The organism is Microbacterium thalli (assembly GCF_028737325.1).
GTDB classification, from domain to species: domain Bacteria; phylum Actinomycetota; class Actinomycetes; order Actinomycetales; family Microbacteriaceae; genus Microbacterium; species Microbacterium thalli.
In genome coordinates, this window is record NZ_JAQZCH010000001.1 from 218,112 (window position 1) to 229,784 (window position 11,673).

At 70.7% G+C, this 11,673-nt stretch carries 12 protein-coding genes; 7 read left to right on the plus strand and 5 right to left on the minus strand.

The genetic code is table 11. The features are described from left to right. Window positions 1-86: 86 nt before the first annotated feature. Both PUW82_RS01175 and PUW82_RS01180 read left to right on the plus strand, forming a co-directional pair. Window positions 87-2,585, plus strand: coding sequence for a circularly permuted type 2 ATP-grasp protein (locus PUW82_RS01175; RefSeq protein ID WP_274220514.1), 2,499 nt, complete (start codon window positions 87-89; stop codon window positions 2,583-2,585). Continuing rightward, window positions 2,582-3,466: a transglutaminase family protein gene (locus PUW82_RS01180; RefSeq protein ID WP_274220515.1), complete on the plus strand. Its 885-nt coding sequence runs from the start codon at window positions 2,582-2,584 to the stop codon at window positions 3,464-3,466. Before PUW82_RS01175 ends, PUW82_RS01180 begins: the two co-directional genes overlap by 4 nt. Window positions 3,467-3,524: 58 nt before the next feature. On the opposite strand, the gene PUW82_RS01185 is transcribed toward PUW82_RS01180, so the two are convergent. Beyond that, window positions 3,525-6,050, minus strand: a complete 2,526-nt coding sequence (locus PUW82_RS01185; RefSeq protein ID WP_274220516.1) for an ATP-dependent Clp protease ATP-binding subunit — start codon at window positions 6,048-6,050, stop codon at window positions 3,525-3,527. Between the two features lie 174 nt (window positions 6,051-6,224). Between PUW82_RS01185 and PUW82_RS01190 the strand changes: the two genes are divergently transcribed. Genes PUW82_RS01190 through PUW82_RS01200 form a run of 3 tightly spaced genes read left to right on the plus strand, consistent with a single transcriptional unit; the run spans window position 6,225 to window position 7,919 of the window. Next, window positions 6,225-6,887 (plus strand): hypothetical protein, encoded by a 663-nt coding sequence (locus PUW82_RS01190; protein WP_274220517.1) that lies wholly within the window; start codon window positions 6,225-6,227, stop codon window positions 6,885-6,887. Further along, window positions 6,884-7,114 carry a helix-turn-helix domain-containing protein gene (locus tag PUW82_RS01195; protein ID WP_274220518.1) on the plus strand — a complete coding sequence of 77 codons (231 nt, stop codon included), beginning with the start codon at window positions 6,884-6,886 and terminating at the stop codon, window positions 7,112-7,114. The genes PUW82_RS01190 and PUW82_RS01195 overlap by 4 nt, the downstream gene beginning before the upstream one ends. 13 nt (window positions 7,115-7,127) lie before the next feature. Beyond that, complete coding sequence (locus PUW82_RS01200) at window positions 7,128-7,919, plus strand: hypothetical protein (RefSeq protein ID WP_274220519.1); 792 nt, start codon at window positions 7,128-7,130, stop codon at window positions 7,917-7,919. Here the strand turns inward: PUW82_RS01200 and PUW82_RS01205 are convergent. Further along, complete coding sequence (locus PUW82_RS01205) at window positions 7,906-8,775, minus strand: SDR family oxidoreductase (RefSeq protein WP_274220520.1); 870 nt, start codon at window positions 8,773-8,775, stop codon at window positions 7,906-7,908. The genes PUW82_RS01200 and PUW82_RS01205 overlap by 14 nt on opposite strands. A 109-nt stretch (window positions 8,776-8,884) precedes the next feature. Beyond that, the gene (locus PUW82_RS01210) at window positions 8,885-9,640 is read right to left on the minus strand and encodes a DeoR/GlpR family DNA-binding transcription regulator (RefSeq protein ID WP_274220521.1); all 756 of its coding nucleotides are present in this window, start codon (window positions 9,638-9,640) and stop codon (window positions 8,885-8,887) included. 46 nt (window positions 9,641-9,686) lie between these two features. Between PUW82_RS01210 and PUW82_RS01215 the strand changes: the two genes are divergently transcribed. Together PUW82_RS01215 and PUW82_RS01220 are read left to right on the plus strand one after the other, a co-directional pair. Beyond that, on the plus strand, window positions 9,687-10,082 hold the full coding sequence (locus PUW82_RS01215) for a TIR domain-containing protein (protein ID WP_274220522.1): 396 nt from the start codon (window positions 9,687-9,689) through the stop codon (window positions 10,080-10,082). Window positions 10,083-10,129: 47 nt separating this feature from the next. Beyond that, window positions 10,130-10,636, plus strand: a complete 507-nt coding sequence (locus PUW82_RS01220; RefSeq protein WP_274220523.1) for a septum formation family protein — start codon at window positions 10,130-10,132, stop codon at window positions 10,634-10,636. Window positions 10,637-10,706: 70 nt separating this feature from the next. Here the strand turns inward: PUW82_RS01220 and PUW82_RS01225 are convergent, their stop codons facing one another. Next, complete coding sequence (locus tag PUW82_RS01225) at window positions 10,707-11,105, minus strand: VOC family protein (protein ID WP_274220524.1); 399 nt, start codon at window positions 11,103-11,105, stop codon at window positions 10,707-10,709. Window positions 11,106-11,182: 77 nt separating this feature from the next. Then, window positions 11,183-11,629: a hypothetical protein gene (locus tag PUW82_RS01230; RefSeq protein ID WP_274220525.1), complete on the minus strand. Its 447-nt coding sequence runs from the start codon at window positions 11,627-11,629 to the stop codon at window positions 11,183-11,185. Between the last annotated feature and the right edge of the window lie 44 nt (window positions 11,630-11,673).

Consider the following 11,673-nt stretch of genomic DNA (forward strand, 5'->3'; position numbering starts at 1 on the left):
TCCGCGCCGGTAGGGTTGCTTCAGCCCGAGATCCCACCCGCACGGGGAGTGCCGACGTGAGCGTGCTCCGCGATTACGCAGCCGCAGTGTCCCAGCCGACACTTCCCTTGGCGTCGCTTCCGGCCGGTCTGGACGAGCCCGAGCGCTACGACGAGGTGGTCGATGCCGAGGGCGGGCTGCGCCCGGCGTGGCAGTCGCTGGCCGGTCTCGCGCTCGCCCTGACCCCCGCTGAGCTCGCCCGGGTCGAGGGCGAGATCACGCGCTTCCTCGCCGACGACGGCGTGACGTACATGCATCCCGACGCCGGCGCCGCGCCGTGGCAGCTCGATCCGGTCCCCCTCGTCGTCGACGCCGCCGCGTGGGCTCGACTCGAGGGCGGGCTCGCGCAGCGCGCGGAGCTGCTCAACGCGGTGCTCGCCGACCTCTACGGACCGCAGACGCTGCTCTCATCGGGCATCGTCCCCGCGGCGGCGGTGCTCGGCCACGCGGGTTTCCTGCGCCCCGTCGCGCGGGATGCCGGCGCCGAGCGGCATCCGTTGCTGCTCTCGGGCACCGACCTCGGCCGCGACGCCGACGGCGAGTGGCGCGTGCTGGCCGACCGCGTGCAGGCCCCCTCGGGCCTGGGATTCGCGATGGAGAACCGGCGGGTCATCTCGCAGGTGCTGCCCGATCTGTACCAGCAGAGCGATCCGCACCGGATGGAGCCGTACTTCTCCGCGCTGCACGCCACACTCGTCGGGTCGGCGCCCGACGGTGTGGACGAGCCACGGGTGATCGTGCTGACGCCGGGCCCGCACTCCGAGACGGCCTTCGACCAGGCTTTCCTCACCCGCGGCCTGGGGCTGCCGCTCGTGCAGGGCAGCGACCTCGTGGTGCGGGGCGGCCGCGTCTGGATGAAGCCGACCGGATGGCCGCACCGCGAACCGACGGAGCAGGTCGACGTCATCCTGCGCCGCGTCGACGCCGAATGGTGCGATCCGCTCGAGCTGCGCTCGGACTCGCGTCTGGGCGTCGCCGGACTCACCGAGGCGGTGCGGCGCGGCACCGTGCGCATCGTCAACGGCCTCGGCGCCGGCGTGCTCGAGAACCCCGCGCTGCTGCCCTTCCTGCCGGCCGCATGCGAGGCCCTGCTCGGCGAGCAGCTGCGCCTGCCCGGCGTCCCGACGTGGTGGTGCGGCGACCCGCACGCGCGTGACACCGTCCTGGCGCGACTGCGCGCCGGCGACCCCGGCTTCATCGTGCGCACGATCGACGGCTCGCGGCGCGACCTGACCGGGATGGATGCCGCGGCGGTCGCCGACCGCATCGCCGCCGCCCCGCACCGCTATGTCGGCCAGGAGCTGCTGCCCCTGTCGCAGGCTCCGGTGTGGACGGGCGACACCGCGCACGCCCGGCCGCTCGTGCTCCGCACGTTCACGCTGCGGCACGGCTCGGCGTACCGGCCCCTGCTCGGCGGGCTCGCCACGGTGCGTGAGAACCCGGATGCCGCCCCCACCACCAAGGACGTCTGGATCCTCAAGGCCGCCGAGGGCGAGGCCGATCAGGGCTTCGGCGACATCGCCCCGCTGCCGGGCGGGCGCAGCGCGCCGAGCGTCGCCCCGCGCGCGCTCGACGACATGTTCTGGTCGGGGCGGTACGCCGAACGGGCGGAGGACTCGCTGCGTCTCGTGCTCACCGCGCAGCAGCAGCTCGACCTGGCCGGCACCGGCCGCGCGACGCCGACGAGCGCCCGCGTGCTGCGCGATGCGATCCACCGCCTCGCCGGGGCGGGCACGGCCCGGGCCGACGACGCCGACGCCGACTTCCGTTCGCTGCTGCTCGACGCCGGTCGCACGGGATCGACCGCCCACGCGCTCGCGCGCCTGCGCGACGCCCTGGAGGGTGTGCGCGACCAGCTCTCGGGCGACACCTGGCGCGTCTTCGCGGGCATCGAGCGCGCCTCGCGGGCACTGCGCGCCTCGCCGCATCCGCACCGCACGGCCGAGTCGGCGGGGCGCATGCTCACCGTCGTCCTGTCGCTGCAGGGCGTCACGGCGAACATGATGCGCGACGCCGGCTGGCACCTGCTCGAGACGGGTCGGTTCCTCGAACGCGCGCTGCAGGTGTGCCACCTGCTGCAGGTGACCGTCGAGCGCCGCGAGGTGCGCACCGACCGCGCCGTGCTCGAAGCCGTGCTCGCGGCATCCGAGAGCATCGTGACCCATCGGCGTCGCCACCGGGGCGCCGTCCGCCTGCCCGATGTGCTCGACCTGCTGCTGCGCGACCCCGACAATCCCCGCTCCCTCGCCTTCGCGCTCGCGTCCCTCCGCACGCACCTCGCGGCCGCCCCCGCCTCGACCGGGTCGACGCGACCGGAGCGCCTGGTCGAGGATCTCGAGGCCTTCACGACGGCGATCGACACCGACGCGCTGACCGTCGCGGACGACGGCATCCGTTCGGTGCTCGCCGACGTGCTCCGCGAGCTGACGGCTCAGCTCGAGCAGCTCGGCGACGCGATCGACGAGCTGCATTTCGAGAGCGGCCCGCCGCCCGTGCCGTTGTCGTCGCTCGCACTCATCGAAGAGCTCATGGAGGCCCGCGCATGAAGCGGTACCGGGTCTGGCACCGCACCGCCTACAGCTACAGCGCGCCCGTCGAAGACAGCGTCGGGCAGTTCCACCTGACGCCCCGCGCGCTGCCCTGGCAGCAGGTGCAGGATGCCGCTGTCGTCGTGGCGCCCGACCCGGGCGACATCCGTCGCGAGTTCGACTACTTCGGCAACTGGTCGACGTACTTCCACGTGACCGAGCCGCACGAGGCACTGTCGATCGAGTCGTCGAGCCACGTCACCGTCACGACCCCGGTGTACGACGACGACGCGCTCGCGCAGCCGTGGGAGCTCGCCCGCCCGCTGCAGCATCCCGAGCAGGAGGGTGCCTGGCGCGCCGCCGAGTTCGCGATGCCGTCGCCGCGCGTGGCGCAGTCCGAGGCGACCGCCGCGTACGGAGCGGTGTCGCTGACCCCGGGGCGCCCGATCGGCGACGCCGCGACCGACCTGATGCGCCGCATCCACGCCGACTTCGACTACGACAGCACCGCCACGACGGTCACGAGCACGGTCGGCGACGCGCTCGAGAAGCGCGCGGGCGTGTGCCAGGACTTCGCGCACGTGGCCCTCGCGTGCCTGCGATCGCACGGCGTCGCGGCCCGCTACGTCTCGGGATACCTCGCGACGCAGCCGCCGCCCGGCAAGGAGCGCGTGTTCGGCGCCGACGCCTCGCACGCGTGGCTCGCCGTGTGGCTGCCGGGCACCGACCAGTGGCTCGCGATCGACCCGACCAACGACCACTGGGCCGACGACCGCTACGTCACCGTCGCGTGGGGTCGCGACTACGGCGACGTCTCACCCGTGAAGGGCATCATCTTCACCGAGGCGAAGACCTCGACCCTGCGCGTCTCGGTCGACGTCGCCCCGCTCGGGGTCTGACCCACGAACGACGAAGGGGCGGATGCCGCAGCATCCGCCCCTTCGGGATCGATCGGTGTCAGCTTCCGCTGGCGGCGATGTCTGGGGTCGCGGCGATCTCGCCCGCGGCTCCGACGCCGATCGCGACCTTGTCCTCGCGCGGCGCGGTCTCGAAGACGAACCGGCCGCCCTCGACGTCGACCTTCACGTGGTCGCCGCTGTTGAGCTCGCCGTGCAGGATCCGCTCGCTGAGCTGGTCCTCGACCTCGCGCTGCATGGCGCGGCGCAGCGGACGGGCACCGAGGGTCGGGTCGAAACCGATCTCGATGAGGCGGTCCTTGGCGGCGTCCGACAGCTCCACCGTCATGTCGCGGTCGAGCAGACGGTCGCTCAGGCGCTTCGTGAACAGGCCCACGATCTGGCGCAGCTCGTCCTTGTTCAGCTGCGGGAAGACGATGACGTCGTCCACACGGTTGAGGAACTCGGGCTTGAAGTGGCGCTTGAGCTCCTCGTCGACCTTGCCCTTCATCCGCTCGTAGCTGGTCTGCGAGTTGCCCTCGACCTGGAAGCCGACCGGACCACCGGCGATCGCCGACGAACCGAGGTTGGTCGTCATGATGATCACGGTGTTCTTGAAGTCGACCACGCGGCCCTGACCATCGGTCAGACGACCCTCTTCGAGGATCTGCAGCAGCGAGTTGAAGATGTCGGGGTGCGCCTTCTCGATCTCGTCGAAGAGCACGACCGAGAACGGCTTGCGACGCACCTTCTCGGTGAGCTGGCCGCCCTCTTCGAATCCGACGAACCCGGGAGGGGCACCGAACAGACGCGAGACGGTGTGCTTCTCACCGAACTCCGACATGTCGAGGGAGATCAGTGCGCCCTCGTCGTCGAACAGGAACTCGGCGAGCGCCTTGGCCAGCTCGGTCTTACCGACACCGGTGGGGCCGGCGAAGATGAACGAGCCCGAGGGGCGCTTGGGGTCCTTGAGGCCCGCACGCTGGCGACGGATCGTGCGCGAGAGCGCCGCGATCGCCTCTTCCTGACCGATGACCCGCTGGTGCAGCGCCTTCTCCATGAAGACGAGACGGCTGGTCTCCTCTTCGGTGAGCTTGAACACCGGGATGCCGGTGGCCTGCGCGAGCACTTCGGCGATCAGGCCCTCGTCGACGACGGCGTGGCTGGCCACGTCGCCCGAGCGCCACTGCTTCTCGAGGCGCAGACGCTCGGCGAGCAGCGACTTCTCCTCGTCGCGCAGGGCGGCGGCCTTCTCGAAGTCCTGCTCCTCGCTCGCGCGCTCCTTGTCCTCGCGGACCTTGGCGATCTTCTCGTCGAACTCGCGCAGCTCGGGCGGCGACGACAGGATCGACAGACGCAGGCGGGCGCCGGCCTCGTCGATCAGGTCGATGGCCTTGTCGGGCAGGAAGCGGTCGCTGATGTAGCGGTCGGCCAGGTTGGTCGCCGCGACGATCGCCCCGTCGGTGATCTGCACCTTGTGGTGCGCCTCGTACCGGTCGCGCAGGCCCTTGAGGATGTTGATCGAGTGGGGGATGCTCGGCTCGCCGACCTGGATCGGCTGGAACCGGCGCTCGAGCGCGGCGTCCTTCTCGAAGTGCTTGCGGTACTCGTCGAGGGTCGTGGCACCGATCGTCTGGAGCTCACCGCGAGCGAGCAGGGGCTTGAGGATCGATGCGGCGTCGATCGCGCCCTCGGCCGCACCGGCGCCCACGAGCGAGTGGATCTCGTCGATGAAGACGATGATGTCGCCGCGGGTGCGGATCTCCTTCGTGACCTTCTTCAGGCGCTCCTCGAAGTCACCGCGGTAGCGGGAACCGGCGATGAGCGAGCCGAGGTCGAGCGAGTAGACCTGCTTGTCCTTGAGCGTCTCGGGCACCTCGCCCTTGACGATCGCCTGCGCGAGTCCTTCGACGACGGCGGTCTTGCCGACGCCGGGCTCGCCGATCAGCACGGGGTTGTTCTTCGAGCGGCGCGAGAGGATCTGCATGACCCGCTCGATCTCCTTCTCGCGACCGATCACGGGGTCGAGCTTGTTGTCGCGCGCCGCCTGCGTGAGGTTGCGGCCGAACTGGTCGAGCACCGCCGAACCGCCCTGGGGCGCCTGGGTCTGCTCACCCGCACCGACGGTCGCGCCGGCGGGCTCTTTGCCCTGGTAGCCGCTGAGCAGCTGGATGACCTGCTGGCGCACCTTGTTCAGGTCGGCGCCGAGCTTGACGAGCACCTGAGCGGCGACACCCTCGCCCTCGCGGATGAGGCCGAGGAGGATGTGCTCGGTGCCGATGTAGTTGTGGCCGAGCTGCAGTGCTTCGCGCAGCGACAGCTCGAGCACCTTCTTCGCGCGCGGCGTGAAGGGGATGTGACCGGTCGGCTGCTGCTGCCCCTGACCGATGATGTCCTGCACCTGCTCGCGCACGGCGTCGAGCGAGATGCCCAGGCTCTCGAGGGCCTTGGCCGCGACGCCTTCACCCTCGTGGATCAGACCCAGGAGGATGTGCTCGGTCCCGATGTAGTTGTGGTTGAGCATCTTCGCCTCTTCTTGGGCGAGCACGACCACGCGACGGGCACGATCCGTGAATCTCTCGAACATCGTCAGCCTCCTTTGAGCGCCGGGACTCCGGGCGCTTACGAAAGAGATTAACCAGGCACGGATACGGGTATGCCCGTGTTCGCCGTCGGCATAGCGCATGCGGGGCTTGCGCCGACGACATCCGCGCCATATCGTTTCTCGATAACAACGAAAATCGATATGAGGAGAATGCAGATGTCGAACACGCGGGCGATCGGGCGGGCGACCCAGGTTCTCGCTGTCGTGCTCGGTGCGCTCGTCATCGCCGGCGGCATCCTCTTCACGACACTGCGGGCGACCGAGTCCCTCATGTTCACCGTGAACATCGCGCCGCCGCGGGATCGCGTTCCCCGCATCGGCGGAGACGCCGATCTCGAGGCCTTCTACCGCACGGTCACCATCATCGACGAGGACGCATCGGGGTGGGTGCGCCTGCTCGCCTGGATCCCGAACGCCGCGATGGGGTTGCTCATCCTCGCGGGGTGCGTGTTCGTCTTCGTCCAGACTCGACGGATGCTGCACGGCACGATGTTCGGCCGCTTCACCACCGTCGGACTCGCGGTCCTGGGGGTCCTGGCCGTCGCCGTCGCGGTGCTCGCGCCCATCGTCGATGCGCAGGCCACCGTCGTCGCCCTCGCCGACCTCGGCGTCAACGTGCTCGATCCGCGGTCGGGGCTGTACGACTCCCCCGACCTCGCCGGCGCCGACTACGTCGTCCCCGCCCCCGTCGGGTCGCCGCGGCAGCTGCTGGCACAGACGAACTGGCTCCTGGCCGGCGTGGGCGGCATCCTGGTGCTGCTGGCCGTCGCGGCCGGTCGTGGCGAACGGATGCAGCGCGACAGCGAGGGGCTCGTATGACCCCGGCCGACGACGCCGGGCCCACCGGGGTCCATTGCCGCCTCGACGAGCTGCTCGCCGAGCGCGAGATGACGCTCACTCACCTGTCGGAGCTCGTCGGCGTGTCGGTGGTCAACCTGTCGATCCTCAAGAACGACCGCGCCCGCGCCATCCGCTATTCGACCCTCGCGGCCATCTGCCGAGCGCTCGACTGCGAGATCGGCGACCTGCTGGTACGCACCGATTGACCCGGAGGCATTCATGCTCGGACCTCTGCCCGCCGCGCCCGCGACACCGCCCGACATGCAGGACCGGTTCTCGAACGGCCCCGATCCCGACCTGTGGGTCGACGGCTACCTTCCGCAGTGGACGACCCCCGACCGCGCGCAGGCCCGCTACGGGCGGCACTCCGACGGCCTGCTTCTCCGCATCGACGAGGACCAGCCCGACTGGCGTCCGGCCGATGCCCCGTTGCGGGTCTCCAACCTGCAGACCGGGTCGTTCAGCGGTCCCCTCGGGTCGACGCGTGGGACGCACCGCCACCGGCCGGACGGGCTGCGTGTCGAGACCGAGGTGCCGCTGCGCCTGCTCTGGGCCCCGGCCGCCGGCCGCGTCGACATCGAGGTCAGCGCGAGCCGCGACCTCGACTGCATGCTCGCGGCATGGTTGGTGGGGACTGAGCACCGCAGCGCCCGCGACTGCGGCGAGGTCTGCATCTTCGAGATCGACGCACGCGCGGCCGGCGAGACCTGGACGGCTCGCACCGGTGTGAAGGCGCATCACGACGACAGGCTCGCGACGCAGATGATCGAGACCGCCCTGCCGTTCGACGCTGGCACACCGCACGTGTGGACCGCGATCTGGGGCGACGGCGAGACGATCATCGGATGCGACGGCGAGATCGTCCAGCGCCTTCCGCAAGCGCCCGACTATCCCCTGTTCCTGATGATCGACCTCTTCGAGATCGGGCCGCCGCGCGGCACGTACCCGAAGACCGCGATGGTTCACTCCGTGCGCGGCTGGGGCCGGTCGGCGCGGGTCAGCCGAGGCTGAAGCCGCCGTCGCTCGTCAGGACCTGCCCCACCATCCACGCGCCCGCCGGGCTGCAGAGCCAGGCGATGAGCTCGGCGGGGTCGTCCGGCCGCCCGACACGGCCGAACGGCGTGGTCGCGAGGTACCGGTCGAGGTCGTCGAGCGAGCGATCGGTGGTCTCGGGGTCGAGGTAGCCCGTGTTGACCGGGCCCGGGTTGACGGTGTTGAGGATGACCCCGAGCTCGAGCAGCTCAGCCGCGACGGTTGGTGTGATGCCGGCGAGCGCCGCCTTGCTCGTCGCGTAGGCGACCTCGCCGACCATCGGCCCGTGGATCTGGCCCGACGTCATCCAGACGACGTGGCCCCGGGGCCCGACGTACGGCTTGTCGCCGGCGATCCGGTCACCCGGGCGGCGGGGCGTCTCGGTGGCGGGCGCGAAGCGCCGCGCGAACTCCGCCGTCAGCAGCAGCGTCGAGCGGGCGTTGACGTCCCAGAACGCGTCGAGGCGCTCGGGCGTCATATCGAGGATGCTGCCGTCGTCGCCGCTCTTCGCGTGGTTGCAGATGAGGATGTCGAGGTCGCCGGTCAGCGCCGCCGCCCGCGCGACGAGGTCGGGGATGACCGACGCGTCCGCGAGGTCGGCGCCGATGTCGTCGAGTCGCGCCTCGTCCACGAGGCTCTCGCGAATGCTGCTGCGCACGGCGGCGAGGTCGTCGCCGCCCCACGGCAGGTCGAGGTCGTGCGGTCGGTGGTGATGGATGACGATGTTCGCGCCGAGGCCGGCGAGCCGGGTGGCGACGGCGAAGCCGATCCCCCGCCGGCGCGAGACACCGGTGACGAGGGCGGTCCGGCCGCGGAGAGGGAGGGAGGAGTGCATGCGTGAGCCTTTCGATGACGTCGACGTCGACGTCGACGTGCGGGAGGGGATCGAGAAGGAGCTCACCGGCATTGCATGACGCCATGCTATCGGCGCGGCCGGCGGCGCGTCAGGTCGCCCGCAGCAGCGGGACGCCCCGCTTCTCGAGCGCCGCAAGCCCCGCCGGCGTCGCATCGGGATCGACGACGACGCCCGTGACGTCCTCGAGCGGGAGCACGGCGAAGCGCGAGACCGCGCCGATCTTCTCCGCGCTGCCGAGGACGAACGTCTCGGCGGCCTGGGCCGCGAGCGCGCGCTTCATCGCCGCTTCGTCGGGGTCGCCCGTCGTCAGCCCCGCCTCGTCGTGGATGCCCGTCACCCCGAGCAGGAACCGGTCGGCCCTGAGGCCTCGCGCGGCCTCGACCGCCGCAGCTCCGCTCGCGACGGCGGAATGCTTGAACAGACGCCCGCCGATGATGATGACATCGGCCGCGTGCTCCAGCAGCGCAGCGGCGACGGTCGGGCTGTGGGTGATGATCGTGCAGGCCAGCGCGCGATCGAGCGCCTGGACCGTGGCGAGCGCGGTCGTGCCGCCGTCGATGATGACGGTGCTGCCCGGTTCGATCAACGACGCGGCGAAGCGGGCGACGCGACGCTTGCTGTCGGTGGCGACCGACTGGCGCGCCCCGTAGTCGACGACAGCCGGCGAGGCCGGCACAGCCCCGCCGTAGACGCGCACGGCGAGGCCCGCGGCGTCCAGCTCGCGCAGGTCCCGACGGATGCTGTCTTCCGACACTCCGAGCTCGGCGGCGAGGTCTTTTGCGACGATGCGCCCATCGGCCCGAAGCCGGGTCAACAGCAGATCCTTGCGTGATGCAGCGAGCATTCCTGTTCCTTCACGATTATGCACGTTCATGCATACTATCGGAACCATGACCGAATCACTCATGATCCTCATCGCCGGCCCGTACGCATCCGGGACCAACGGCGACCCGGAGTTGATGCGCCGCAACCTCGACCGGCTCGAAGAAGCGGCGTGGCCGCTGTTCGCCGCCGGACACATCCCCATGATCGGCGAATGGGTCGCCCTGCCCGTCCTCAGCAGCGCCGGCGCTTCCGGGCCGACCGACCCGCTGGCGAAGGACGTCACGTACCCGGTCGCCCACCGACTGCTGCAACGGTGCGACGCGGTCCTGCGCCTGCCCGGCGAATCGCGCGGCGCCGACCAGGACGTCGCGATCGCTCGCGAGCGCGGCATCCCGGTGTACACCGCTCTCGACGAGGTGCCGGGCGTGGACACGGTGGGCCGGGTCGCGGCATCCAGCTGAGTCATAAATAGCTCTCAGGATTCTCGAGGAATCGATAGCATTTCGCCGTGATCACGATTCGTCGACTCTCCGTCCTGCCTCTCGCCGCCCTGACCGTCGTCCTCGTGGCGACCGGATGCTCCGGCTCGCCGTTCTCGACCGCACAGGCGCCGGTGCGCGACGAGTCGGGTTCCATCACCGAGACCAACGAGAGCACCGACGTGTTCGCGATCCGGGTCGGCGACTGCCTGCTCGACGCGGGCACGATGGAGACCGAGGTCACCGAGGCACCGACGGTTCCCTGCGGCGAGCCGCACGACTTCGAGGCGTACCACGCGCAGAACATCGAGGGCGACGAGTACCCGGGCTCGGAGGGCGTGCAGACGCAGGCCGAGCAGGTCTGCTACGACGCCTTCACCGCGTTCGTCGGGATGTCGTACGAGGAGTCGGTGCTCGACTTCAACTACTACGTCCCGACCACGGGCAGCTGGGATGCCGGCGACCGCGAGATCCTCTGCATGATCGGCGACCCGCAGGGTCAGGTCACGGGCAGCCTCGCCGGCGTCGCCCGCTGACCCATCCGCAACGTCTGGTCGACCCGGCGGCGTGATATCGCGTCGCCGGGTCAGCCCTGCGAGAAGCCGATCAGCCTTCCGAGAAGCCGACGAGCCAGGTGATGCCCCACGCGTCACGCACCTGACCGTCGTGGTCGCCCCACGCACGTCGCTGCAGCGTGTCGACGACGGTCCCCGACTCGGCGAGCGCATCGAACCATCGCCGCGAGGTATCGGCATCCGCGGCTCCCAGCAGCGCGAGCATCAGGCCGCTGACGGCGACGGGCTCGTCCGTCGCGGTCGCATCAGCACCGAAGACGTCGACGGGTCCGCGCAGCTCGCCGTGCGCGATCAGCGTCGGCGCGCCGTCTTCGCGACCGAAGTCGGCGAAGGTGTGCAGCTGCAGCTCACCCCCGAACACCGCCCGGTAGAACGTCAGCGCCTCGGCGGCGTGTCCGGCGAAATGGATGTACGGCACAGGAGCGGGCATGCCCGCACGCTACGCCGCCCCCGCGCTCGGCGCCACCGGTGCGACACGGCCCCACGGCCCCGACACGGCGGCATCCGTCAGGGCTGCGAGTCCTCGGCTTCGACAGCGGGCGTCCAGGCGTAGAACGTTCCGTCCTGTTGCGCGACAGCCCACGTGCCGCAGGCCAGCACGTCGGAGATCTTGTACACGTCAGGCGCGTCATCCACCTCCATCGTGGGAGCCGACAGGCGCGGAACCTCTTCGCAGCCGGCGAGTCCCTCGGCGCTGGTGAAGACGAGCGATTCCGAGGTCTCGTCGCGCGTGGACGAGACCCGCTGGATCGACCGAGCGTCGCTCGGCAGCCACTCCGGCACGTCGCCGCGTGCTTGAGCGAGGCTGCGGGCGTCGTCGTAGGTGGCCTCGGCGCGCCCATAGGCCAGGTTGTCCACGGCGGAGCATCCCGCCACCGTCGTCATCACGGCGATGAGGCCGAGCAGCGCCGCCCCCGGCGGGACCTCGCGAGGGAGGCGTCGTGTCTTCGTCATGTCTTCGACGCTACGGAGCGCCGCCCGCGCCGTCGTCGCCCGCT